At 59.7% G+C, this 24913-nt stretch carries 23 protein-coding genes and 6 pseudogenes; 18 read left to right on the top strand and 11 right to left on the bottom strand.

Annotated elements, in window-relative coordinates; translation table 11 throughout:
- Positions 1-453 precede the first annotated feature (453 nt).
- Positions 454-1284 carry a universal stress protein gene (locus NKI85_RS13280; RefSeq protein WP_352495685.1) on the top strand — a complete coding sequence of 277 codons (831 nt, stop codon included), beginning with the start codon at positions 454-456 and terminating at the stop codon, positions 1282-1284.
- Between the two features lie 241 nt (positions 1285-1525).
- Here NKI85_RS13280 and NKI85_RS13275 read toward each other — a convergent pair whose 3' ends face one another.
- Positions 1526-2053: a DedA family protein gene (locus NKI85_RS13275; protein ID WP_352776814.1), complete on the bottom strand. Its 528-nt coding sequence runs from the start codon at positions 2051-2053 to the stop codon at positions 1526-1528.
- 230 nt (positions 2054-2283) lie between these two features.
- Between NKI85_RS13275 and NKI85_RS13270 the strand changes: the two genes are divergently transcribed.
- On the top strand, positions 2284-2904 hold the full coding sequence (locus tag NKI85_RS13270; RefSeq protein ID WP_352495684.1) for a transglutaminase-like cysteine peptidase: 621 nt from the start codon (positions 2284-2286) through the stop codon (positions 2902-2904).
- A gap of 80 nt (positions 2905-2984) precedes the next feature.
- Here the strand turns inward: NKI85_RS13270 and NKI85_RS13265 are convergent, their stop codons facing one another.
- Positions 2985-3290, bottom strand: coding sequence for a hypothetical protein (locus tag NKI85_RS13265; RefSeq protein ID WP_352495683.1), 306 nt, complete (start codon positions 3288-3290; stop codon positions 2985-2987).
- 294 nt (positions 3291-3584) lie between these two features.
- Positions 3585-4940 (bottom strand): multicopper oxidase family protein, encoded by a 1356-nt coding sequence (locus NKI85_RS13260; protein WP_352776813.1) that lies wholly within the window; start codon positions 4938-4940, stop codon positions 3585-3587.
- A gap of 537 nt (positions 4941-5477) precedes the next feature.
- On the opposite strand from NKI85_RS13260, the gene NKI85_RS13255 reads away from it, so the two are divergent.
- Entirely contained in the window at positions 5478-6080 is a 603-nt protein-coding gene (locus tag NKI85_RS13255) for an inorganic diphosphatase (protein ID WP_352776812.1), read from the top strand.
- A gap of 124 nt (positions 6081-6204) precedes the next feature.
- On the opposite strand, the gene NKI85_RS13250 is transcribed toward NKI85_RS13255, so the two are convergent.
- Positions 6205-6534: a hypothetical protein gene (locus tag NKI85_RS13250; protein WP_352776811.1), complete on the bottom strand. Its 330-nt coding sequence runs from the start codon at positions 6532-6534 to the stop codon at positions 6205-6207.
- A 270-nt stretch (positions 6535-6804) separates the two neighbouring features.
- Positions 6805-7371 carry a hypothetical protein gene (locus tag NKI85_RS13245; RefSeq protein ID WP_352495679.1) on the bottom strand — a complete coding sequence of 189 codons (567 nt, stop codon included), beginning with the start codon at positions 7369-7371 and terminating at the stop codon, positions 6805-6807.
- A gap of 226 nt (positions 7372-7597) precedes the next feature.
- Between NKI85_RS13245 and tatB the strand changes: the two genes are divergently transcribed.
- The 7 genes and pseudogenes from tatB (at position 7598) to NKI85_RS13210 (ending at position 14674) form a co-directional block, all read left to right on the top strand.
- Positions 7598-7966 carry a Sec-independent protein translocase protein TatB gene (gene tatB, locus NKI85_RS13240; RefSeq protein ID WP_352528966.1) on the top strand — a complete coding sequence of 123 codons (369 nt, stop codon included), beginning with the start codon at positions 7598-7600 and terminating at the stop codon, positions 7964-7966.
- Positions 7929-8873, top strand: a complete 945-nt coding sequence (locus tag NKI85_RS13235) for a CDP-diacylglycerol diphosphatase (RefSeq protein WP_352776810.1) — start codon at positions 7929-7931, stop codon at positions 8871-8873. The genes tatB and NKI85_RS13235 overlap by 38 nt, the downstream gene beginning before the upstream one ends.
- A 429-nt stretch (positions 8874-9302) precedes the next feature.
- The gene (locus NKI85_RS13230) at positions 9303-11045 is read left to right on the top strand and encodes an alkaline phosphatase (protein WP_352528962.1); all 1743 of its coding nucleotides are present in this window, start codon (positions 9303-9305) and stop codon (positions 11043-11045) included.
- 94 nt (positions 11046-11139) lie between these two features.
- Entirely contained in the window at positions 11140-11604 is a 465-nt protein-coding gene (locus NKI85_RS13225) for a hypothetical protein (RefSeq protein ID WP_352495676.1), read from the top strand.
- A 6-nt stretch (positions 11605-11610) separates the two neighbouring features.
- Positions 11611-12318, top strand: coding sequence for an ABC transporter ATP-binding protein (locus tag NKI85_RS13220; protein WP_352528960.1), 708 nt, complete (start codon positions 11611-11613; stop codon positions 12316-12318).
- Between the two features lie 88 nt (positions 12319-12406).
- Complete coding sequence (locus tag NKI85_RS13215; RefSeq protein ID WP_352528958.1) at positions 12407-13648, top strand: ABC transporter permease; 1242 nt, start codon at positions 12407-12409, stop codon at positions 13646-13648.
- 196 nt (positions 13649-13844) lie between these two features.
- Positions 13845-14674, top strand: a pseudogene (locus NKI85_RS13210) (undecaprenyl-diphosphate phosphatase).
- A 2-nt stretch (positions 14675-14676) separates the two neighbouring features.
- Here the strand turns inward: NKI85_RS13210 and NKI85_RS13205 are convergent.
- The 3 genes and pseudogenes from NKI85_RS13205 to NKI85_RS13195 all read right to left on the bottom strand — a co-directional run bounded on the left by NKI85_RS13205 (position 14677) and on the right by NKI85_RS13195 (position 15223).
- Positions 14677-14849, bottom strand: a pseudogene (locus tag NKI85_RS13205) (transglutaminase-like cysteine peptidase).
- Positions 14821-15009, bottom strand: a complete 189-nt coding sequence (locus NKI85_RS13200; protein WP_352776826.1) for a transglutaminase-like cysteine peptidase — start codon at positions 15007-15009, stop codon at positions 14821-14823. Before NKI85_RS13200 ends, NKI85_RS13205 begins: the two are co-directional and overlap by 29 nt.
- Positions 14972-15223, bottom strand: coding sequence for a transglutaminase-like cysteine peptidase (locus tag NKI85_RS13195; protein ID WP_352495719.1), 252 nt, complete (start codon positions 15221-15223; stop codon positions 14972-14974). The genes NKI85_RS13200 and NKI85_RS13195 overlap by 38 nt, the downstream gene beginning before the upstream one ends.
- Before the next feature lie 72 nt (positions 15224-15295).
- On the opposite strand from NKI85_RS13195, the pseudogene NKI85_RS13190 reads away from it, so the two are divergent.
- From NKI85_RS13190 to NKI85_RS13160, 7 genes and pseudogenes are all read left to right on the top strand, one after another.
- Positions 15296-15633: pseudogene (locus NKI85_RS13190) on the top strand (transglutaminase-like cysteine peptidase).
- A 190-nt stretch (positions 15634-15823) separates the two neighbouring features.
- Positions 15824-16774, top strand: a complete 951-nt coding sequence (locus NKI85_RS13185) for a DUF1402 family protein (protein ID WP_502896157.1) — start codon at positions 15824-15826, stop codon at positions 16772-16774.
- Positions 16775-17114: 340 nt separating this feature from the next.
- Positions 17115-18239, top strand: coding sequence for a DUF2333 family protein (locus NKI85_RS13180; RefSeq protein WP_352495674.1), 1125 nt, complete (start codon positions 17115-17117; stop codon positions 18237-18239).
- A gap of 135 nt (positions 18240-18374) precedes the next feature.
- Positions 18375-18533 carry a hypothetical protein gene (locus NKI85_RS13175; RefSeq protein ID WP_352495673.1) on the top strand — a complete coding sequence of 53 codons (159 nt, stop codon included), beginning with the start codon at positions 18375-18377 and terminating at the stop codon, positions 18531-18533.
- A gap of 171 nt (positions 18534-18704) precedes the next feature.
- Positions 18705-19959: pseudogene (locus tag NKI85_RS13170) on the top strand (Tn3 family transposase); the annotation flags it as partial.
- A gap of 58 nt (positions 19960-20017) precedes the next feature.
- Positions 20018-20307, top strand: a pseudogene (locus NKI85_RS13165) (ABC transporter permease subunit); the annotation flags it as partial.
- A gap of 281 nt (positions 20308-20588) precedes the next feature.
- Positions 20589-22415, top strand: coding sequence for a heavy metal translocating P-type ATPase (locus tag NKI85_RS13160; protein WP_352508712.1), 1827 nt, complete (start codon positions 20589-20591; stop codon positions 22413-22415).
- Positions 22416-22580: 165 nt separating this feature from the next.
- Here the strand turns inward: NKI85_RS13160 and NKI85_RS13155 are convergent, their stop codons facing one another.
- Both NKI85_RS13155 and NKI85_RS13150 read right to left on the bottom strand, forming a co-directional pair.
- A complete protein-coding gene (locus tag NKI85_RS13155; RefSeq protein ID WP_352776809.1) occupies positions 22581-23183 on the bottom strand; it encodes a sulfotransferase family protein in 603 nt (200 codons plus the stop codon).
- Positions 23184-23335: 152 nt separating this feature from the next.
- Positions 23336-23482 (bottom strand): hypothetical protein, encoded by a 147-nt coding sequence (locus NKI85_RS13150; protein WP_352453916.1) that lies wholly within the window; start codon positions 23480-23482, stop codon positions 23336-23338.
- 35 nt (positions 23483-23517) lie between these two features.
- On the opposite strand from NKI85_RS13150, the pseudogene NKI85_RS13145 reads away from it, so the two are divergent.
- A pseudogene (locus NKI85_RS13145) lies at positions 23518-23769 on the top strand (GNAT family N-acetyltransferase); the annotation flags it as partial.
- 11 nt (positions 23770-23780) lie between these two features.
- Here the strand turns inward: NKI85_RS13145 and NKI85_RS13140 are convergent.
- Positions 23781-24821, bottom strand: a complete 1041-nt coding sequence (locus tag NKI85_RS13140) for a sulfate/molybdate ABC transporter ATP-binding protein (protein ID WP_352528950.1) — start codon at positions 24819-24821, stop codon at positions 23781-23783.
- Between the last annotated feature and the right edge of the window lie 92 nt (positions 24822-24913).

Here is a 24913-nt window from a genome sequence, read left to right as displayed (position 1 = left end):
ACACTGGCGCGTCGGTTGCGCCAGGCTGCGTTACAGCTTCGCTAGGCATCCAGGTTTGGCCGGTATCCGGATTCAGGAAGGATGATCGCAGAACGCGGATCCCCAGATGTCAAACCCCGATGGTCCCCGGCGCGGATCGTGAACAGCGGAGTTTCCGCCACATCCTCGGCTGCCGTTACTGTCAAAACAATGCTTGCGGGCGCCACTGCGCTCATGGCAACAAACGGGCTAATCTTTGTTGACATTTCTCGTCATCGATGCCTGCCATTATAGCCACGACCGTTCAGGACGGAATCGATGCGGCGCAAGATCGCCTTGGAATATCGAGGTAGGCGATAGCGAACCTCGGTCGTCTGAGTTTTTTGGCGGGCTGAAGTAGGAGGCTTGAGGTGTGTAACACGCGTTGGGCCATTGGTCGCTCGACAGCGGCCGAAATCATGGAGCTGAGGTTTGATGAATAAGATTGCCTTACTTCCTCTGGTGACGTATCCGGAAGCGAATTCCACCAAAATCGCATTAAACGCAATCGCGGTGGTCAAGCACATTGGCGCGGCGCTTCACGCATTAACGATCAATGTCGATATCCCGGGTATTTCCAACCCGGTGTCGAGATACTTGATCAACCTTCCCGAAATGATCCGGGAGACAGAAGCGACCAGCCGCAAGCACGGGCTCGATTTGCTGGAGGCATTGAAAGCTGAAGCGGCACGTGTCGGATCGTCCCTGACAACCGAGGAGATTGCTGTTCAGCCGGCATCTGTCAGCGATGTTGCGGCAGTGAAGTCACGCTATTTCGATTTTGCTTTGATTGGGTTGGAGCCAAATAACCAGACTGCGCGCATGACCGTTGACGCGGTTGTGTTTGGTTCGGGCCGACCGACCATAATTCTGCCGGAAAGCGCAAATGTTGGTGCAATCGATCATGTTATCATCGCTTGGGATGGGAGTCGCGTTGCGGCCCGGGCCGTTGCCGACGCGTATGAGTTTCTGCAATGTGCGGCAAAGATAACCGTACTGACGGTGACAATCGAAAAGCCGCTGCGCGATATTGGCGAAAGCCTTGCTTTAAGCCTGAGAATGCGTGGCCTTCCCGCTGAGGGAGTCTCAATCGATGCGGAAGATCGCCCCATTGGCGTTACGCTTCAGGAGCGCGCTGTCGGCATGGGCGCCGATCTGCTTGTCATGGGTGCGTACGGCCATTCCCGGATGAGAGATTTTGTCGTGGGTGGCGCAACCAAGGGCGTTCTGGGCGATCTGCGCCTGCCTGTCCTTTTGTCGCACTAGAAATCTGCAAATCTGGCCTCGAGTAGCGGCGGCAAGTTGGCTCCTACGGTTGCGCCAGCGGCGTCAAAGGAACCAGCTACGAGTTCAAGACGAAACCGTGCCTAATTCTCTTGAGTTGCGGATTGTTTCGCCTTCGAAATTCGAACTCGAACTGAACTGGGGAGCATACCCGTTCGCGCCGCCTACGATTGATTCCTGCCCTTGCCAGAGGCAGACAATGACGGTCCGCCTTTGGTGCCCATCAAATCCACGCCTGCAGCCATTTGAGGCCGAAGGCGCCGGGAGCCAGAATACCTGTGGCCCAGACGAAGGCTGAGGTGATGTTGGCAATCTGAAACGTCAAGGCGGGCATCTTACAGATGCCCGCCGCCAATGGCACGGATGCGCGCAAAGGACCGAAGAAGCGCCCAAAGAACACCCCGGCCACCCCCCATCGCTCGAACAACAGGTGACCGCGCGGAATGAGGTTTGGATAACGTGACAGGGGCCAATAGTGCGAAACCCCGTTTCCCAACCGCGTGCCGATCCAGAAGGACAGCCAGTCCCCCAATGCCGCCCCAATGGCGGCGGCAAGCCACAGGGGCCAGAATGCGATACCGCTTTCGCCGATGAGAAAACCGACACCGATCAGGATCACGGTTGCAGGCAACAACAGAGAGATGAACGCCAGCGATTCCCCAAAGGCCAGCACGAGCACCAGCGGAACACCCCATGCTTCATGCGTCCGGATAAACGCGATCGTCGCTTGCGTGACCTCATCGAGGCTCATTCATCACTTTCCAATTCGCACCAAGCGTGACCGACGGTTGACATCTCACCATATCGGTCCCTCTGGCAAAGACCTGCCGCGCAGGAAACGGAAATCGTGCAGACGTGTAGCGGCCGAGCAACGCACACGGCGCAAGTAACCATTCAGAAGGATCTTCCTCCCGCTCTGATTGACAGAACCCACGGGATCGACCTTAACTCATTCTTAACAAAGGTGGTTGGGCGGGTCGGATGAGTTCCTCACGAGTGCGGTTGTGCGTACGGTTGGGCGGCGGTGCGGTCGTTGCAATCATTGCGATAATATCCACGTGGTCGGCGGCGACGGCTTCACAGTCGATGCCGATCGGTGGCTTTACCTCGCAGCCGATCGGTCACTACGATTTCTGCAAATCCCATCGGGCCGAATGTGAGATCCGCTCACGCGACAATGGTCCGGAGCACATGACCGGAAAACTCTGGCGGCAGATTACGAGCGTTAACCTGACGGTCAACAACAACGTCAAGCCGATGAGCGATCTCGACCAGTACGGACAGGACGAATTCTGGGCTTATCCGGACAGTGGTTTCGGCGATTGCGAAGACTATGCGCTGGAAAAGCGTCGCCGTCTGATAAACAGCGGCATTCCTGTGTCGGATCTGCTGATGACGGTTGTTCGCAAGCCCGACGGCGAGGGTCATGCAGTGCTGACTGTTCGTACCGACACGGGCGACTTCATCCTCGACAACCTCACCGACACGGTGCGCCGCTGGGACCAGACCGGCTACCGCTTCCTGAAGAGGCAAGCCGGCACCGACACGGGGCGCTGGGTCTCCCTCGATGGCGACAACCCGCTGGTCAGCGCAATCAAGTGACGGTAGTGTAACAGTTCACCCCAAAGTTGACGCCTTGCCGAAAGAGATCTCTGTGGCTGATGCGCAGCCTGCTCTTCGTCTTAGGTCGGAGTGTTCGTCGTTGTTAAGGCTTTGTGTCCGGCTTCGCCTGATTGCTGCTCGCCCCCTTCGACGAGCACACTCAATGGCGCTGTCGCCTCCGGGCAGCCGCTCTGAATTTTTTTCCATGACGAAATGTTGAGAACCATGTCGCATTGCGCGAGTTCCGGTCCAGACGGCAATTGCAGACAGGCGAATTCACCGTGATGGAACGTCCGGCCGTTGGCGAGGCACTGACATTCTGCCCGCGCGGGCGTTGCAACAAGCGCCGCGAAAACCAGGATGCAAGAGGCATGGAACGTCCTCATGCGAAATCATAGCACGATCCGGAGCGGGCGCCAGATCGCCCAGCATGAGCTACAGCGCCGTGATGATGACGAACGCAATCGCGACCGCGGTGGCATGGGAACCGGCGTTGGCGAGCGAGCCCGGGAGGCCACTCAGCAGAGGCTCGATCAGATGCACAGATCAGCACCCGTCGCCGGCCGCTCCGGCGCCCGTGAGCAGTAGCGCCATTAGCGCGGCGAGAACTCGGACGCTCCGCCTCGCCCAATTTCGACCCTCTCACGCCCTCGGCAACGCAACCCTGGATGAGGACCGCGTCATTCCACACGCAAATAACCGGTCAGGCCGCTCTTCTGATGTTCAATGACGTGGCAATGGAATGCCCAATTACCCGGATTGTCAGCGACCAACGCCACTTCCATCACTTCTTGCGATTTAAGAAGGGCCGTATCTGTTACAAGCGACGCAATTTTGCGCTTGTCGGAGCGTAGCAGACGGAAAGACATACCGTGCAAATGGATCGGATGATCGTTCGGCGTTTCGTTGCGAAGGCGCAGAACATAGCTTTTGCCTCGTTTTAGAGCCGCGAGCGGATCAACTGGCCCCGGCGCGTCCCCTCGCCAGGCGACGCGGTTGATCGACCAGAAGGTGTAGCCGAGCGTGCCGCAAACACCCGGCGCCGGCGCATCACCATTGGGCGACCAGCCAAAGACGAAGTCCATTGTCTCGGGATCGGTAAGATCCGGCTCCGGTACGCGATTCGGCCGCAGCGGCTTGAGTTCGCCAAGCGTCCGCCCCGCGCTGGCGCCGATAGGCCGGAATCGGACGAGAACGCGAGGTCTCTTGGCTGTTCTGAGATTCAGGCTGACGATCTCGTCTTCGCCATCAGGCACGCGGAGGGCGATATCGGCGCGCTGGCCGGGCGCGATGACAATGCCCCGAGGCGCAACAGGCTGCGGCAGCGGGTTGGCATCAAGAGCGATCACTTTGGCCGTTCCGCCATCGAGGTCATAAGTGCCGATACGGGTGACATCCGTGACTGCCAAACGCAGGCGCACAAGGCTGCCCGCCGGCAGATCGTAAATCGGGGTGACTTCCCAATTTACTGTCGAGACCGTACCCAGCGTGCCGCCGCGCGCAGCGTTGCGTGCCTTGAACAATTCGATGAACTGGCCGTCTTCGCCGAGACGGAAGTCGCGTATATTGAGCGGCAAATCCTGGTCGAAACCGGCATCTTCGTCATCTTCGACAACAAGCATGCCTGTCAGACCGCGGGCCATCTGATCGAGCGTGTTGCAATGCGGATGATACCAATAGGTGCCGGTATCCGGCGGTGTCAGAGTGTAACGGAAGCTTTCGCCCGCCGCGATGGGACGCTGGGTGAGATAAGGCACGCCGTCCATGGCATTGGCGATGCGCAATCCATGCCAGTGCACACTCGTCGCTTCATCGAGATCATTGACCACGTCTATGGAAAACGGCCTACCTCGCAATAAACGCAGAGTGGGCGGCGGCCCGCCCGCACCGAAACTCATCATCCCTTTGGTGACGGTGCCGGGCAAAATCGACCGACTGATCGCTGAAACCGGCAAGGTCAGATCGGCTGCTACGGCCCTGCCGGCAATCAGCCCGCCTGCAGCGCCGACAGCTACTGCTGCCGTGCCGCCCAGCAAGAATCCCCTGCGCGACATTCCCGACATGAAGCAGCCCTTTCAGTGGAGTATAGCGGACGTGGTGTTGTTGTCTCTTCGTTCACGAATTTCGAACCCTGGCAATGATTCAAGGTCAAGGTGGCGTAGTCTCCGAAGGACTTCAACTGAAGTTGGAGTTTCACTTGCTTTTTGATGATTGCCACACAACGTCGCACTGAGCCGCGAGGCGTCTACGTGGCAGCTCTCGCCGAACGGCGTGTTGTGGGTGTAGCGTGCCCGATTGGCAGGAGTTACGACGCAAGCTATCCCCTTGCCGGAAATGGGCTCGCCTGAAATAGCACATTTGAAGCGGCCACCGTCTCTTAAACGCCCATAAACGCAAACGCCCATAGACGCTCATCACTCGTCAGCGCTCTATCTCGGCCCATTTCTGCTCGCCGCAGGATCGGTGCAAATACGGTCATCCAATTTCAATAACGGAACCCTGTAATGCTGCCGTCACATACGGTGGCTAGGCGGATGCAGGGCGCCCTGCCCGTCCAACCTTTGGAGACAACCATGCGCGCGTTGCCGACTGTCATGGCGCTTGCGGCCCTGCTGGGCACGCAGCCCGCTTTCGCCGAATTCGTCACAGCTTTCGATTTTCCGCAGCCGAAAGACACCAGCGAATTTTACACGGTTATCGAGATTCCGGCGGGAAGCTTCACCAAATATGAGATCGATGCCGAGACAGGCCATGTCGTCGTCGATCGATATCAGTCCATGCCGGTCGTCTATCCGGCCAACTATGGTTCCGTTACCAGTTCGTTGGGCGGCGACGGCGACCCGTTGGATGCGCTTGTCTTCACCCGGGAACCCGTTGTGCCCGGTGCTCTGATCAAAGTCCGCGCCATCGGCGTGCTCAACATGGTCGACGGCGGCGAAGCGGATGACAAGATCATCGCTGTGCCGGCTACGGATATCGATCCGCAATATGACGGGGTCAAGACCATCGATGATCTTCCGGCCATCGAACGACAGCGCATCGAGGCATTCTTTCGAGTTTACAAGCAGCTACCTGAAGGCCGCAAGGCCGTTGAGCTGAACGGCTTTGGTGGCGCCAACGTCGCCATCGACATGGTTGGCAAAGCCATTGAAAACTACCGGAACAAGAAGGACTGACAGGAAAGCAGAATCTCAACAGGAAGCTCATCCATAGGGCTGGTTCCTAGCGGTGTTGGAACACCGCTAGGGTATGCGTTGGGCTTGCGTCGCACTGTTGGATGCGCGCAAACTGCGCTTCGCTTTAGCTCCGGGCGTTTGCTGTTGATAAAGCCAAATCGTTGGCTTTATCTCCGCCTTCGCCTGGTTTCTGCTCGTCCCCTTTGACAGGCAAGCCAAACGGCGCCGTCGCCTCGGGGCATCCATCCTGAATTTTTTTCCATGGCGAAATATTGAGAACCATGTCGCACTGCGCGAGTTCAGGACCTGACGGCAATTGCAGACAAGCGATTTCGCCGTGATGGAAAATGTGGCCGTTGGCGAGGCACTGGCATTCGGCCCGCGCGGGCGTTGCAGCGAGCGCCGCGAAAACCAGAATGTAAGAGGCCGTGATCGTCCTCATGCGCAAGATCATAGCACGATCCGGAACTGTCGCTAGTGTGAACGCTTCACAAGTAACTCGGCGGAGAACTCGTACCGCGGGCGCTCACGATCCTCAATCGTCGTTCGCGTCGGTTTTTGCCCTGTTGTCCCTATTTTGTGGCCCGAATCAAAGGCACGGCCAAGCGACCAAAATGACCAGCAAATCCATCGGCATGCCGCGCCCAACGACACCTGCCAAACTGCCGGCATACATGACGAGCAGCGTTGTTCGAACCAACGGCCGCGATGATGCGCGACACGTTCATGTTGAGGGAATGCGCGGGTCCTGAACGAGATAGAGCCGCGCAGTCGGCGTGAAATCAGTCACCAGGAATGAGAACGAAACCGTGCTCAGCGGATCGACCTCGCCTTTCCGGAACAGAAGATGGTCATAAGGTTCGAATTCACGACTGAATTCGGCGAAACTATCGGACCGAATTGCATCCGTTTCGCGGCGCGCCTGGTCGAACGAAAGCCCGTCGCTGGAATCGCTTGGCTGGTTGAGAATCTCCTGCAACTCGAACTCGAATTCGACCCAGGCGTGACCGCTGTTGTTGAGGGCAACGATCCTTAGGGAAATGAACCCGGTGGCATAGTTGCCGGAGGCACCGAATGGCTGAACCGGCCGGATGGCGCGTATGGTGAGGGTTACCGGGCTTGCCGACTCGAGTTCCTCGGTGATCACGACGGGATCGGCCCTTGTTCCGGCTCCCGAAGCGGCAATGATCCGGAATCCGCCGAGTTCGTCGGAAAAGGAGTAGGCGCCTGCTTCAAATATTCTGGGCCCTGTGCCATCGGCTCCAGCGAGGAGTCCGCTTGCTGCGAGCACGGTTGCGAATATCCCTACCAGACGTGCGCCTGATATTCGGGTTGACGAGTGGTGCCACATGGCTCGTAGTATGAACGACATTCCCGCGGCCGCATACTGGAATGGCTCAGGCGAGAGGCTATGATGGTTGGATTTGGCGCCGTAGGTCGAGGCATTCAACCGGATCGGTCGCCGCAAACCGCGGAGAGGTTGTCGCTGCCGGCGATATGCGCGAGAGGACGTACCGATGTTCGGACTTGGCATGACCCACCTGTTGGTTATCTTCGTGGTGGCGCTGGTTGTTTTCGGCCCGGAGGAGCTTCCAAAAGTCATGCGATCGGCGGGGGCAATGATGAAGACATTCAATCGGATTGCGGGCGATTTTCGAAAGCAGTTTGACGACGCCGTACGTCAAGCCGACAAGGAACTCGACCTGCAGGAAACCCGCTCGATGCTTCAGAATGCGATGGAGGACGTGCCGCGAAGCGCTGACAAGGCCATAGTAGGGAAGGACAGCAATCTCGATCCGGCCGCTGAGCGGGGCGCAGAATCTGAACTGACGTCGGTCACGGCCAAGGATGCGAGGTTTAATGCCGAAACGTCATCAAACCAGTGATCGGGCAGAAGAGCAGTCGCCCATCGGAACCATCGCGAGGCTCCCAGCCGCTCCACCTTCACCGTTTCGGTTTCGCCGACTGCGCGCCGGGACTCAAAACCTCATCTCGGGCATTCCCCTCGCTGTAAAATCCCTTCACAGGTTACCATTGTTCCACCACTGCCGTGCTGCAGCCGTGCTCTGTTTGACAATCGCGTTGCTGACTGCGGCGGTCACCGACGTCGGCTCCGCTTCAGCGCATCGCAACGCGCTCTGGCAGGTTGTGCAGACCTGCGCTCTTGCCGCAGCGCATCTTGGCAGCGCTTTCCCCTGCGAGGAAGTGATCCTGCCCAGGCAGGGCGTGCCTGGATCAGCTCTCATTAAATCACCCCGATACCGGACCGAGTTTCTGTTGACGCCACTTACGGCTGTTGCCGGCCTTGAAAGCCCGTCTGTCCGTTGGCAGGGCAGTTCCCAACTCTGGAATCGGGCGTGGAAAGCACGAAGCAAGGTCTCGGCGAGCCTCGGACGTCACCTTCCACGAACGGCCATCGCCATGGCTGTGAATTCCAGGACTGAGCGATCCCAGGATCAGTTCCACATCCATATCGATTGCGTTGCGGTGTCGGTGGAAAAGAAACTTGTCCTGAAGGGGCCGAAGGTGGAAGGTCCGTGGCAGCTTCTCCCTTTGGCTCTGATGGGGAAACGCTATTGGATCAAGGCAGTCGACAAGCCGGATTTGGAAACGACCAACGTAGTCGGCATCATCGCTTCCGGCCTGCCGCAGGCCCGGCGCGCCATGCATCACGTAAATGTCGTCGTCGTTGGCGCCGAACTCGCCGGCGCAAGACCGGGATTTTACATCCTGACCAATTGGGAAAGCTCAGCGGCCGAGCGCCTTTTGGATCACGACTGCACCTCGCGTTGAGCGCCCACGAGGCAACGGGCGAAGCAATGGCCGCACCCGGACACTCGACGGAAGTCTCAAAGCAGTCTTCGCGGAATGGTATCCGGGCATGGCAAACGACAATCCAAGACCCGATCAGCGCAGCAAAGCTGCGTGACCGCCCCACAGTTCCTCATGCTCTCCTATCTGCAGGCCCGCACCGGCTAACGTCGGCTCTTCGACGATCCGATGAACAGACAGCCCGAGACGAGCTGCGCACCATGCGCCTCGAAACGCGCGAGATGGGTCGCGATTGTCACCGCTCGGACGCAATAATGACCGCTTGTTCGTGGTCTGTGACGTCGACACGTGGCAAATTCGTCGTTTTTGGTCGGCGCGCGTTTCCTGCCATGTCACATCCCTGACACGGACATCGCCGAACATTGTCCGTGAACCCACCCGGAGCCTGCCATGCACCGTCTTATCGCTGCACTCGCAATAACAACAAGCTTGAACACCGTTGCGGGGGCAGCGACGGTCTACCCGCTTGATCGGGCCACGATCCTGGCGCAGTCGCCTTTCGACGTGAAGGTCGAGTTCGACAAGGTCGTTAGCGCCGACCAAGTCACGGTTACGATCAACGGCCAGCCGGCGGAAACCGTGTTGGGCAAGAAATTCGAATTCATCGAGAAGGAAGAAGGTTTCGACGCTTCGGCGCTGTTGATCCGCGCAGCCAGCATTTCGCAGCCTGGTACCTACAAGCTGGAGGCGAAGGCCGGCGACGAAATGAAGTCGGTGAGCTGGCAGGTTTTCGGCACCCCGGCAACGCCCAAGGCCAAGAACGTCATCTTCTTCCTCGGCGACGGGCTTTCGGTCGCGCATCGCACCGGCGCCCGCATCATGTCGAAGGGCATGACGGAAGGCAAAGCCAACGGGCGCCTCAACATGGACGACCTCGATCACATGGCCTTCATAGGCACGTCCGCGACCAATGCGATCTCAACCGATAGCGCCAACACGATGTCGGCTTACATGACGGGCCACAAGACGGCTGTCAACGCGCTCGGCGTCTATGCGGATCGCACCAAGGCCAGCCTTGACGACCCCAGGGTCGAGACGATCGCAGAGGCGCTGCGGCGCACCGGCAACAAGTCGATCGGCGTTGTCTCAACCGCCGAGGTGGAAGACGCCACCCCTGCGGCGGTCGTCGCCCATACCCGCCTGCGCGCCGACAAGGCTGACATTGTCGGCATGTTCTTCGTCGTCAAGCCCGAAATCGTCCTTGGCGGCGGCTCCGCCTACTTCCTGCCGCAGAGCACGCCGGGCTCGAAGCGCAAGGACGACAAGGACTACATCGCAATGTTCAGGGATGCCGGTTACACATTGGCGACCGACAAGACCGAACTCGTGGCCGCCAAGGGAACCAACACCGGCAAGATCCTCGGCCTTTTCCACACCGGCAACATGGACACGACACTCGACCGTGAATTCCTCAAGAAGGGCAGCGTCGAGAAGTTCCCGAACCAGCCCGGCCTTGTCGAGATGACGCAGACCGCACTCGATCAGCTTTCCAAGGACGAGGACGGCTTCTTCCTCATGGTCGAAGCGGCGTCCGTCGACAAGATGTCGCATCCGATGGACTGGGAGCGGTCGCTGTTCGAGACCATCGAGTTCGACAAAGCCGTCGGCATCGGGATGGAGTTCGCCAAGACGCATCCGGACACGCTGATCGTCGCCACGGGCGATCACACGCACGGCGTGTCGATCATCGGTACCATCGACGACCAGAAACCGGGCGAGGAGATGCGCGACAAGGTCGGCGTCTATGCCGATGCGGGCTTCCCGAACTACACCGACGAGAACGGCGACGGTTATCCCGACAAGGTGGACGTCACGCGGCGACTGGCTATATTCGCCAGCAACTTTCCCGACTACTACGAAACCTTCCGTCCGAAGCTGGATGGTCCGTTCGAGCCGGCCGTGCAGAACGGGGCGAAGCAGTACATCGCCAACGAGAAGTACAAGGACGTTCCGGGTGCGGTCCTGCGCGTCGGCAATCTGCCGAAGACGGCCGACACGGCCGTCCACGCCGTTGACGATGTCGTGCTCCAGGCGACCGGCCCTGGCGCCGAGGAATTCAAGGGCTATATGGAAGAGAGCGACGTCTATCGCGTGCTTGCCGATGCCCTGGCTCTTGCGCCGGCAACGAACTGATGCACTTTAGCCGATCTGGCTTGATGGACCAAGTCGCGACATGGCTCCTGACGCTACGGCGCCTGGAGCAGAACGCCGGAAGCAAGTTTCGCTCATGAAACAGCGCCCGATCACCCGCCGCAAATTGGTGCTGCTTGGCTCGGCCGTCGCACTGGTCAAGATGACTGGCGCGAGTTCCGCTTCCACGGCAACGGCAACCCTTGGCTTCGATGAGCTCTATGGAAAGATCAGCGTTCTCGGGCTCAGCTTTTCGGACAAGGTGAAAGGGCTCGCGGAAGCGGAAGTCTCCATGCAAGGCTTCATGGCGCCGCCGCTCAAGGCCGAGGCGAATTTCTTCGTGCTCACGGAAATCCCGATGGCGCTTTGCCCGTTCTGTTCCTCCGACGCCGACTGGCCGGACAACATCGTGGTCATCTACCTCGACGAGGCGCAGACCTTCGAGCAGGCCAATGCCCCGATCGAGGTGAGCGGGCGGCTGGAGGTCGGTTCATGGACCGACCCGGAAACCGGCTTCGTCAGCCTCCTTCGCATCGTCGATGCGCATTTCCGCACGGCCTGACCGCAAATGCTCCGTTTGACGATCCGTGACCTTGAGATGTCGTTTCAGGGTCTTGGCAGGCCTGCGCTGGCTCTGTCCGCGCTGGAAATCGCGCCAACCGAAAAAGTTGCCGTTACCGGTCCGTCCGGGTGCGGGAAGACGACCTTCCTGAACGTCGTCACCGGGCTCGATCGCGTTCGGAACGGTTCGGTTCGATGGGGCGAGACCGATCTTTCCGGTCTTTCGGAAGCTGGTCGCGACCGTTGGCGCGCTATGCATGTCGGCCTTGTCATGCAGGAGATCCACCTGTTCCCCGGCCTCTCGGCGCTCGATAACGTGCTGTTGCCGAGCCGACTGTCGCGGCTCCGTTCGAATACCGACTTCAGAGCGGACGGCATGCAGTTGCTCGAACTGGTCGATATAGATCGTCCCGATCAGCCGGTCGAAACCATGTCTCGTGGACAGATGCAGCGGGTCGCGGTGGCTCGGGCATTGGTCGGGCGGCCGGCAATCATCGTGGCCGACGAACCGACAGCCAGTCTCGATGCCGATTCCGGGGCCTCTGTCGCGGATCTGTTACTGCGACTCTCCAACCAGGCGGGTGCGACGCTGATCGTGGCGAGCCACCAAAAACGCCTCATCGAAAGCCTCGATCGCGTGATCCATCTGGAGTCTGGCGCCGTCGTCAGCGACACCGGCAAGCCCGCGGCCACGCATGATGAGGCGTTTCTTTGACGTCCGCGCACGATCGGTCGCGAATCCCATCAGCCGAGGTAACCATACTGCCGGTTCTGCGGCCGCCCTCACGCGAAGGAAATGACCCTTGTTGCGGTTTGTCGCTGCGGACTTGAAGCGACACTGGATCGGCGTGGCTGCGGTGGCGCTGCTCATCGCGCTCGCGACCGCGCTCGGCGTCGCTGTCACGCTCGGCGAGCGGGCGCTTCGGTTGGGTAGCGCACATGCGGCGGGCGCCTTCGATCTGGTAGTCGGCGCGCCCGGCAGCGAGACCCAATTGCTGCTGTCCGCCGTGTTCCTGCAGGCAGCGCCCTTGACGCTCATGCCGGGCAATGTACTGGCGGGGCTGATCAGGGACGAACGTGTGGCCTGGGCGGCCCCCGTCGGGTTCGGTGATTTCGTCGAGGATTTCCCGATCGTCGGCACGACGCAAGCGCTGGTCGACGGACTGGGCGGCGTCTCCGAAGGACGCACGTTCGAGAAGCTCGGCGAAGCGCTTGTCGGAGCGTCCGTGGCGAAGAACATGGGAAGCCGCTTTCACCCGGCGCACGGCCAGGTCCGTCAGGCGACCGCAATGCACAATGATGTCACCTACGCGGTCGTGGGACGGCTGAGGCCGACCGGTACCGCCTGGGACCGAGCCGTCATCGTTCCGATCGAAGCGGTCTGGCACATTCATGAACGCGATCGGGCGGGAACAGGATCGCCGCTCCTGCAGGCTGCCGCCCAAGGGGCCGCAGAGACAAGCGAGTTCGACCAGCCGATCCATCCGGAGGCCGTCCTCGATCCATCCACACCCGGCCTGCCAGCCATCGTGGTCAAACCGCGTACGGTCGCTGACGCCTATAAGCTGCGACAGGCGCACCGCAACGATCGGACCGTCGCGATCTTCCCGGGCGAGGTGCTGACGAGGCTCTACGGGACGCTCGGCGATGCGCGACGCGTGCTTTCCTTGGTGGCCGGCGGAGCGCAGGCGCTTGTCGCCGCCGCGATCCTGCTTGTCGTGGTCCTTCACGTCATGCAGCGGCGCCGGCAGATTGGTGCCTTGCGCGCGTTCGGGGCGCCGCGCGCGGTGGTGTTTGAAATCGTCTGGCTGGAGACGTTCGCAATCATCGCAGCAGGGGTGCTTCTCGGCTTCGGGCTGGGCTACACGGCCGCCAGGACGGGTGCGCACCTCTTGAGCGGAGCCAGCGGCTTTACATTGCCCGTCGAGTTCCGCAGCGAGGACTGGCAGTCCGCCCTTGTGTTATTGGCTATCACGGGTCTGATCGCTCTGGTGCCGTCGATGCTTGCATACCGGCAATCGCCGGCGCAGGCACTCAGAAACTGAACCGATTTGTGCTCATCAAAAATTCTCACCGCAGCCCGAATTAGGAAACTGCTCGTCCTTGCAAACGGTTTCGTCAAAAGCCAACAAAACCTATGCCCAATGCTCTATCGCCGTTGACACCCAAGACAGTCGTCGGTTCAGGTTGCCGGAAGATCGTGAGATCGTGACGGACGCAAAGGAAGTGCAATTGGCTGAAATCGGGTGGAGCGAGGCGGCGATCCTAGGAGTGGTTCAAGGACTGACGGAATTTCTTCCGATCTGCTCAAGCGCGCATTTGCGGATCGTTGGTGAATTCCTGCCACCGGCCGGCGATCCCGGCGCCGCATTTACCGCCATTACGCAGATCGGGACCGAGATCGCGGCCCTGATCTATTTCCGCCATGACATCATCTGCATCATCGCCACATGGCTGCGTTCCCTGGCCGGCCGCCGTGAACGGCTGGACCCGGATGCCCGCATGGGATGGCTGGTGATCATAGGGACCCTGCCGATCGGCATCCTAGGACTATTGCTGAAGAACCTGATCGAAGGTCCGGCCCGCAACCTCTATCTCACGGCAACCATGTTGATCGTCTTCGCGCTGGTTCTCGCGGCCGCCGACCGGCTGGGCGCCAAGCGCAAGGCTTTGCGCGATCTGGGCTGGTGGGACGGCTTTCTGTTCGGCGCCGCCCAGGCGATGGCCCTCATCCCGGGCGTTTCGCGATCGGGAGGCACTATAAGCGCCGGACTGCTGATGGGTTACACGCGAGAGGCCGCCGCCAGGTATTCGTTTCCTGGTGGCGATACCTGCCGTGCTCGCCTTAGGGCTTCTTCCAGCTCTATGCGAGTTGGGGGGCAGACAGTCCGGTCGGCGCCGGTCCGACCGCGCTGGCCACCCTGCTGTCCTTCGCGGTCGGCTATGTCGCGATCGTGGGTTTTCTGAAGCTAGTCTCGACGCGCAGCTACATACGCTTCGTCTATTATCGGATCGGGCTCGGCGCCTCGATATTTCTGCTTCTTGGCGCCGGTCTCCTGTCAGCGTCCTGAGATTATTTCGTGCCGCTGACGAGAATGTTCTGTTGGGATTCGATCGCTTCCCAATGGCCGGAGTTGGATCGCGACTGGCGCTTCAGGTAGGTATATCCGGTGTCCGACCACAGCAGGACCTTCGCTCCAGATTGTCGAGAATGAAGTCACCGGCGGTCGTGTTGACGCTCAGCATCGCGTGCCGCTCGCCGCTCGACTGCCTGACCACCGTTATCCAAAAGGTTTTGCGGGGGCACGCCCTGTCTCATCAGTTCGCGACGTTTTTCCAGCACGATGTCGTCGCAGTCGCCAAATCCCTTATAGGGATACTCCCATTTCTCCTCGACACCGGGTATCTATGTCCGTCATGGCCATGATCGTCGTGTTGGCCCTGTTGTTGATTTCGATCAGCGTCTCACACAAGGAGCGGGTCAGTTCGACGGGCTTTGGGTCGCGCGTGACGATCGAGCAATCATCGCGATAGTTCCGACAGTATTCGTAATGACCGATCGCTGCGTTGTCCGTCCGTTTGTTCGCATGAATGTGAGCTGCCCTGCATTCGCCGACCATGACCGATGACTTTTGCGATCGCTCGTAGGCGTCAACGTATCCGTAAACCACCGCGTCAAGCCGGTGAGCGACATGGAACACAATGGAGTTCCAGAATATTGGTCCTATCCTGACGATAATCTGGGTGATTGCGAGGATTATGCACTGGAAAATCGGCGAACGCTGATGCGAAAGGCCTTCGCGTCTCCAGTCTGCTCTTGACGGCAGTGCGCAAGTCCGATGGCGAAGGGCACGCTGTATTGGCGGTTCGAACCGACAAGGGCGATTTCATTCTCGATAATCTGACCAATAGGGTTCGTCCCTGGTACGAGACGAACCATCACTACCTGAAGCGCCAAGCGGAATACAACACGAGACGGTGGGTTTCCATCTTAAGCGCAGACAATCTTCTCGTCGGCGCGCTTAGGTAACGGGATGCCGAACATTTTTTCCAGCGTCCTTGCATCCGAACACCTTGCCGGCTCGCAAAACCTCCGCCTCTCTGTTATAGGCTCGAAAGCACACTGCCATGACCATATGACGGCACACCCTGCATCCCTTCACGGAGCCGGAGGCTGCCAACGGAGCCTCATGCCAACAGCCAAGCTGCAGCCCTTTTTGATGACGGTGACGATCGTTGCAACTTGTGTCGGAACGGCCCCAGCCGTGGCGCAGACTGTCACAGTCGTCCCGACGGGCAATCGTCTTGCCGAGCAACCGGTGATCCCAAGAGCGTCCGCGCTTCGTTCCAAGGCATTCAACACGACGTACGAGGAGAAGTATCGGGCCATAACCGCCTTGATACGGGACGACCGCAAACTCGTCGGCAAGATCAGGAAGGCGGCGCTCGCCTATGGCATCGATCCGATCCACATCGTCGCGGCTCTCGTCGGAGAGCACACCTACAATATCAGCGTGGTCGACTCGGTTCAGACCTATTACGTCAAGGCGCTCGCCTATGCCGATCTGAAGTTCTCCTTCAGCTACAGGGGCACTCCGGTCCAGTCATTCGTCCAGCGGCCCGAATTCGCATCCTGCTCTTCTCTCGAAAGCAGCGCGCTGATTTGGAGCTGCCGTGACCAGGTCTGGGAAGAGACATTCCGGGGTCGCAAGGTCGATGGCGTCGACTACGAACCCATCACGTTCCAGCGGGCCTTCTTCCAACCCTTCTATGCGGGGCAGACCTTCGGCCTGGGACAGATAAGCCCGCTTGCAGCCCTGCAGGTCACAGACATGGTCAGCCGGGTCAGCAAGCTTCCCCGATTGTTGCCCGATCGCCCGCAGGCGATCTATCGCGACGTCATGGATCCTGATCGCAGTCTTGTTTACATCGCCGCGATCATCCGGGATTCGATCGATGCCTATCGGGAACAGGGGTTCGATATATCCGGTAATCCCGGAATCACCGCCACGCTCTACAATGTTGGCCAGCCGCGCAGACGTGCACGTGAGTTGAGGCAAGCCGTGACCGACAAGACCGGCCGCACCCTGCCCGTCGAGAACTATTACGGCTGGCTCACCAACGACAGGCTCGAAGAACTCAAGGCGCTTCTCATCGATGGCACGAAATGATCGTGGTTGGTGGCCGGACACTCGCGAACCTGCGTCGGATGGCAGGACAGATTTATGCCGGAAAAGCTGGCTGTCATGAGACCAATTCCGCTTGCATTTGGCGAACATCTATCGACATCAGATGGAAGCAAACAGTGCACTCAAGCGAACTCATAAAGCGCGCCGGAATTGCCGGTCGCGTGCAAGATGGCCAAGCGAGGTATCGTGTGTCGATAACCATGCGGCTCCAAACTGAGAATGGCTTACCCAGCGCGACGCTCTGAAAACCACATATTTGAAAGACAAGGTGGCGTTTGGCATGCGCCTCTACGGCTTGACTGACTGAGGGGGTGACATCGCCATGCTTGATCCGATCGTGAATTTCTTCACCCGGATTTTCCAGTGGATCGGCCGCGGCATCGGCTTAGCCATCGGCGTCATCCTGTGGCCGTTCGTGTGGGCCGGGCGTTGGTATACGCAGCGCGGCTGGATCCTGAAGGCAGTGGTCGGCCTGGCGCTGCTGATGCTGATCGGCCTCTACGCCAATTTCTTCTACGCCACCCAGTGGTGGAACAATTTCAACCCGAACTATCCCGACACCTATATATTCGAGAAGCGCAACCTGTCGGCCGGCGAGCAGGTCGCCGCCGGTGCCGGCACCGACGCCGCCAGGACCTGTGGCAATTCGGCGATCGCCCAGTTGGCGGCCGACCTGACCGACTTCAACGTCAACCAGAATGCCTGGGTGTCGTCGATGATCCTCTACAAGCTCGGCCTGTTCGGCATCGACTGGGACCACACGCCGTGGATGGACAACAAGGCCTCGTTCCAGCGCGGCATCAACCAGGCGGTGCGGCGCACGGCGACCGAGCTTGCCGACAATCTCGGCCGCGTGCGCACCACTTCGCAGATCGACGCCGATCTTCAGGACGCGCGCGGCAATCTGCAGTTCGATGAAGAGACCTGGTATTTCGGCCTGAACCCGTTCGGCCCGAAGACGCCGACGCCGAGCTACTATCGCGATGCGGTGCGCAAGCTGCGCGCCTTCAACGCCCGGCTGGAAACCTGCCAGACGGTGTTCGATGCCCGCGCTGACAATCTCAAGCAGTATATCGACCGCATCTCGTCCGACATCGGTTCGACCTCGGCGATCCTCAAGGAGCGCGCTGAGCACTACAACAATGGCTGGTTCGATTTCCGCGCCGACGATCGCTTCTGGTTCGCCTATGGCCAGCTCTATGCCTATTACGGGCTGATGAAAGGCGCCGAGGCCGATTTCGAGGACGTGATCAACGAAAAGCACCTGCAGAGCCTGTGGGACACGATGGACTCGCAGTTCGTCTCGGCGCTGCGCATCCAGCCCTTCATCATCGCCAATGGCCGCGAGGATGGCTGGCTGTTGCCGAATCACCTAACGACAATTGGCTTCTACATGTTGCGCGTGCGCTCGAACCTGGTCGAGATCAGCAACGTTCTTGCGCAGTAACTCGGTGGATGAAGCGCTCGAGGGCATCGAGGCATTGGGACCGGTAACTTCTCTGGGGTGAGCGCGGTCACGATTTGTTAGCGCCGACTGGGCCATCACCGTTACTTTGTTTAAGGCGGCGGCGATGGCGGTGGAATGGACGATCACGATCGAGAGCAGGAACGAATTCGGCGATGTCGAAACGAGGTCCGGATCGACAAAAGCGATGAGCGTCCGCGTGGCGGAGACCTTGACCTGTCGATCGAGGATGGCAAGAAGATCATGGCCGCCCTGCAAACAGTGGTCGCGACCTAGTCTAGGAGGCGAAAACCTACACCCTGTTTCGACGGGTCTGTCCGGATTGCCACAATTTTCGGCCAGTCAAGGACTATACGACGCGTCGAATTCAAACGGTGTTCGGCAAAGTGGAGGTTCGCAATCCCCGCTGGGTGTTGTGCCGGGATTGCCATCCAGGGATGGACGCCGCATCCAATGGTCGAGGTTCCCGACCTGTTGAGGGAAGTGCATGAATGGACCGGCTTTGCGGATAGCTTCACGCATGTTCGCACCGGCGACGTCCCAAGAAATGTCTCGGCCATGCTGGCCGGCGTACTGGCGGATGCGACCAACCTTGGTCCGAAACGGATGGCCAGCGCGTCCAAAGGCATCAGCGCTCACCAGATCAGTTGGATGAGAACCTTCCATGCACGGTCGGAGACCTACCGCGCGGCGCAGGCCTGCGTGACGGACGCACACACCCGCCATCCGCATTCTCGCCTTTGGGGCAATGGCACGACGTCATCATCTGACGGCCAATTCTTCCGCGCGAGCGACCGAGCCGCAAAGCGCGGCGACATCAATCTGCATTACGGCAGCGAACCCGGCTCAAAGTTCTACAGCCACCTTTCCGATCAGTACGGCTACTTCAGCATTCTGCCCATCAGTCCGACCGAAAGTGAGGCTGCTTATGTGCTCGATGGGCTATTCGATCAGGACACGGTCCTCGACATCCAGGAACACTTTACCGATAGGGGCGGCGCGAGTGATCACATCTTCGGTCTGTTCGCCCTCATAGGCAAACGCTTCGCGCCGCGACTGTGCAACCTCAAGGACCGGAAATTCCACACGTTCGAGAAAGGCGATGCATACCCGGCGCTGTCGAACCACATCGGGGCGCCGATCAACACCACCCTGATCCTCGAGCACTGGGATGATCTCCTCCATCTGGCGGCGTCGATCACCACGCGATCCTTAGTGCCGTCCACGATCCTGAAGAAACTATCCGCATCTCCGAAGGAAAGCCAACTCGCACGAGCGCTACGGGACTCGGCCGGGTCGAGCGATCGCTGTTCATGATCGAATGGTACTCAAGTTCGGCGCTACGCCGGCGTTGCCAGGCCGGCCTCAACAAGGGTGAGGCTGCGCATAAGCTGAAGCGCGCCGTTTTCTTCCACGAGCGTGGTGAAATCCGTGACCGGTCGTTCGAAAGCCAGGCGTTCCGCGCCTCCGGCCTCAACCTCGTCGTCAGTGCGATCGTAGGAATACGGTCTATATCGAACGGGCCGTTACCTACTTACGCAAAACGCATCGCGAGATTCCGGATCATCTGCTCAAGCACGTATCGCGGCTGAGTTGGGAGCACATCAACCTGACCGGCATCTACACCTGGGATGCAGAACATCAGATGCCTGAAGGATTCCGTTCGCTCAGACTTCCGGCTCGGTTACGCCACGCCGCATGACGTTCATGCTCCGTTCGACGTTAGCGTGTCGCTGGGAACGGTTCTTGTTCCGACCCCCTACTCGCTGGGTTACACAAGCAGCCAACTGTTCCGACGGGTCCTATTTCCCCAGGTGGCCCTCACGGCAATTCCCGAGCTGACCACCTCGATGAGGTCATCATGAAGGCGCTTTCACTCGGATTCGCCATCGAGGTCGTCGATATCTTCGCGCAGTCCCAACTGACCGCCGCGCTGAACTTCTACTACCTCGAAGCCTTTGTGATTGCCGTCGTGATCTACATGGTGATCGCCTATGTCGTCATACAGATCGCCGACAGGCTGGAGCAATCCCTCCGGGTGTGGACGTGAGGCATGCATGTGGGACAGGATCGCCAAGCTTCGGGATTACTCTCGTCACGGTAGGGGCCGCCGACCGTCGCGCGCGCTGGGCGCGCTATTTCTCATCGCCGTTGGCCTCTATGTCGGATACCATGGCTGGACAGGACTATCCGCCGCGGGGGCCTGATGCGCTCATGCTTCAACCCAAGACCGCAATCCGAGATAGCGAGCCAATCATGAAATCCGAGACAGCAGCCACGGAAAGCGTTGAGCCGGCGCCTAAGACGGTTCCATCGGGTTGGCGAGTGTTGATGACGCGCGAACGCTGGACCGAAGTCGCGCGCATCCTTTTTACCGGCTTGATGGCGTTGCTGTATTGGCAGCAGCTCATTCCAATACAAGCCTTGTGGGTGGCGGTTGCCATCGGCTTGTATCCGCTCGTCAAGACCGGCGTCGTTGATCTCGTAAAAGAGCGCAAGATCGGTACCGAAATATTCGTCACCATTGCCACGGTGGTGGCGCTGATCGGAGGCGAGACCGTCGCCGGCGCGGTCCTCATGGTGATCATTTTGATCGCGGAGTTCATCGCCGATGTGAATATGGAACGAGCGCGAGCCTCGATCAAAGACCTGATCGGCTCAGTGCCGCAGGTGGCGCTTGTGCGGGACGCAGGTGGCGAACGCATGGTCCCGATCGAGAATTTGCGCGCGGGCGACGTTGTCTTGGTGCGGGCCGGCGAGAAGATCCCGGTCGATGGCACCGTCGTCGGTGGAGCGGCTTCGGTCAACGAAGCATCGATCACAGGAGAGAGCATTCCGAAGGACAAGAGCGATGGCGCCGATGTCTTTGCCGGAACCATCGTCGAATCCGGCGCCCTCGACATCGAGACCGAGAAGGTTGGTGCCGACACCACCTTTGCCCGCATCATCAGTCTGGTCGAGAATGCCGAAGCGGAACAGGCACCCGTCCAGAAACTGGCGGATAAGGTCGCGTCATGGCTGATCCCGGTCGTGCTGATCTTCCTCGTTGCGGTTTATCTTTATACCCGCGACGTTCGGATGATCGTCACTCTGCTGATTTTCACATCACCTGCCGAACTCGGATTGGCGACTCCTCTGGTGATTATCGCAGCCATTGCGCGAGCCGCACGCAGTGGAATTCTGGTCAAGGGGGGCGTCTATCTGGAGTCTTTGGCCAAGGTCGACGTCCTGGTGTTCGACAAGACAGGCACCCTGACGGCGAACAAGCCCGAGGTTGTCGGCGTGGAGATGCAGGACGGCACGCTTTCGGAAGCTGATCTGATCAGCCTTGCCGCCGCCGCCGATCGGCGCTCCGCTCACCCCTTGGCGAAAGCGGTCGTCAACTATGCCGCCCGGATGAAAATCGATGTCCCGGAACCGGAGCAGTACGAGCAGTTGCAGGCGCGCGGTGTGAAGGCGACGGTCTCCGGACGCACCGTGCTGGTCGGGAACGCATTGTTGTTGCGCGAGGCCGGCGTGCCGCTTTCCGATGCGATCGAAAAGGGCGGACAGACGCCGGTTCACGTCGCGGTCGATGGGAAATTCGCTGGCGTGATTTTTATTGCCGACACATTGCGACCAGGTGCGCGCGAAGCGCTGGCAAAGCTCCGTGCAACCGGGGTCAAGCGCATGGTGATGGTGACGGGTGACAATGAGGCCACAGCGCGGACCATCGCCAACGAGCTCGGCGTGGATGAAGTGCGTGCCAATCTGATGCCGCAGGACAAGGTCGCCGCCATCGCCGAATTGCAAAAGCAGGGCCATCGCGTGGCGATGGTCGGCGACGGGATCAACGACGCGCCGGCGCTGGCACGCGCCGATGTCGGCATTGCGATGGGGGGCGGCGGCACGCAGGCAGCGCTGGAAGCCGCCGACATCGCATTGATGAAGGATGACCTGGCAAGAATTGTCAGCGCCCGCGCGATTGCGCGACGCGCTTACCGGACAATTCAGGAGAATATCTTCGTCGGCGTTGGTGTTGTGCATGTTTTGGGCATTACCGCAGCGCTGATGGGCTGGATCGGTCCTATCCAGGCAGCGATTTTGCACTTGGGGCCAGATGTCCTGGTGTTCCTGAATTCGGCAAAACTGCTGCGCGTTCGAATCCAAGATGTTTAAGCGCATCTCTTTGAAGCCTAAGGCTTCGAACCGAACTAGCCAAAGCGGTCATTCGATTCGTCCGATCGGATGACTGCTACTGGCGCATGTGGTCGGTTGGCGCGTTCATAGATCAGATTGCCTGATGAGGCTCGGGAAGGTCCGGCCGGGGTGGAAAACCGCCGTTCAGCGCCCTATGCGAGCACGAAATTCGGCAGTCGAATTGGTGCGTGGAAACGGTTCGGAAGGCAACTGTACATCGAGAAAGGCACAAAGCGGCTCCCACCCTTCGGAGGCCTGATAAGTAAGAAGGCGTTCAGGTGGCAGCGTTGATTTCACGGAAGCGTTATGTGCTTCATAGACAGCGATTGCGTGATCACGGTTATCAAATCGACCGCCAAAGACAGTGTTTCCAACGACCGCCACACCAAAGGACTGTGGATCATTGGTAGCAGCATCCATCGTGAGCCCTATTGTTTGCGCCATGCTGTCATACCAGGCTTCCGGGTCACGAACTGTCAGGATAACCTTTGCATCAGGGTAGTGGTCACTCACTTCGCGCCAAAAATGCGCCGTTGGCCAATCGACCGCGGAAAGATAGCCGGCATATGCCGCATCCCAGGTCGGGAGTTGTCCCTGGCCGGCGGCGCGCCACAGCGCCTTCTGCTCGGGATTGGCGTGGACATCTGCCATGTGATGACACGGCCCGAACCCAAGATGCTCCAACGCGAGCTTCAGCGAATATGTGCCAGTGCGACCCATGCCTGCACCAATGACATCTAGAGCCATGAGCACCCCAAGGAGATTTCAATCGGTCAAAATATCTTTGAAGGTCAGCTCCGAATCGCGTCAAGCCGTAGCGCGCGAAGGTCAGTATTGGAGAAGCGCCGGAAATGGTGGCTCCTGGCGCCGCTGTGGCGAAGACGCGTGGATCGACACCACTATCCGCTGACGCAGCGCTTGCTCCGGTCGATGACGTGGATGCCCATCAAAGGATGGGAGACAACCGACAGCGAGTTTCCGCCGGGAACGTGATCGCGGTCCACCAAAGCCATCTTGAACGGCAAGGCCGTGCAGACCTGCTCCATCAGGCTGCTCGACGTATACCGCGCGACATTCGAGCAGCGTGGACACAAGCTGGCAAGGCAAGGGGTTAGGCGCCGCGCTGTTGCAAGACACCGTTCTGCGCACGCGTTACGCCGCGACGATCCTCGGGATTCGCGGCCTTCTTGTTCATGCCATATCGGACGAAGCGAAAGCCTTCTACGAGCACTACGGCTTTGCGGCTTCCCCGAAAAATCCGATGACCCTTGCGCTCTCGCTAAGGCGCGTTGAAAGAGCGGGCCGAAACGTCTTGTTGTGCACAAGTTGGTAATCGCCTCGTAATCAACCAGCCGGAAAAAGCTTCCAGCGCCGCGGCCTAAAAGCCACGCGACTTTTCTGCGCCGCCGGATGGTCGACGGGCAATTCGATCTCGACCCGGCGACGTTCGCCGCCGATTTCGAGTTCCACGCGCCTGGTGCCGGCAACGCGGCGGCTGGCGGCGACCGTGCCGGCGATGCAGCCGTTGCATTCGTCCACCAGTTCGACATCGTGCGGGCGAAAGAACAATGTCGCTTCGCCTTGCGGTGCGTGCGGCGCGGAGAGCCCGATCGGGCGGTCGGCGATCCAGACCTGGCCGTCCTCGACCTTGACCGGGATCGAGCTCGATTCGCCGATAAAGCCATAAACGAAGGGCGAGTTCGGGGTATCGTAGATCTCGTCGGCGGTGCCGACCTGCTCGATGCGGCCCTGGCTCATCACCACGACGCGATCGGCAAGCTCCAGCGCCTCTTCCTGGTCATGGGTGACAAAGACCGTGGTATGGCCGGTGGCGTCGTGGATGTCGCGCAGCCAGCGGCGCAGTTCGCGGCGCACCTGGGCATCGAGCGCGCCGAACGGCTCGTCGAGCAAAAGCACGGCCGGTTCGATCGCCATGGCGCGGGCCAGCGCCACGCGCTGGCGCTGGCCGCCCGAAAGCTGCGCCGGATAGCGTTTTTCCAGACCGGAAAGCTGGACGAGGTTGAGAAGTTCCAAGGCGCGGCGGCGGATTTCCTTCGCCGACGGGCGTGACGGCCCGTGCCTGACCTTGAGGCCGAAGCCGATGTTGTCGGCGACCGTCATGTGGCGAAACAGCGCGTAATGCTGAAAGACGAAGCCGACATTGCGCTCCTGGATCGACTTTTGAGAGGCATCCTCTTCGCCGAAGAAGATTTTTCCGCGGGTCGGCCGCTCCAAGCCGGCAATCAGCCTGAGCAGCGTCGTCTTGCCGGAGCCGGATGGCCCCAGCAACGCGATCAGTTCTCCCGACCTGATGTCGAGAGAAACGTCGTGGAGGGCCGGAAACCGGTCAAACTCCTTGCGCACGTTGGCAACGCGAACTTCCATGCAAATCCCTTTTGTAGTTGATGCATGCCGTTATCCCAAAACCGGTTCCCACTTTTGGGCGACATCAAATCTTTGTTTCATGCATGTCGTTG

The sequence above is a fragment of the Mesorhizobium sp. M0571 genome (assembly GCF_040320985.1).
Lineage (GTDB): Bacteria > Pseudomonadota > Alphaproteobacteria > Rhizobiales > Rhizobiaceae > Mesorhizobium.
This window is presented reverse-complemented; position numbering and strand designations above follow the sequence as displayed.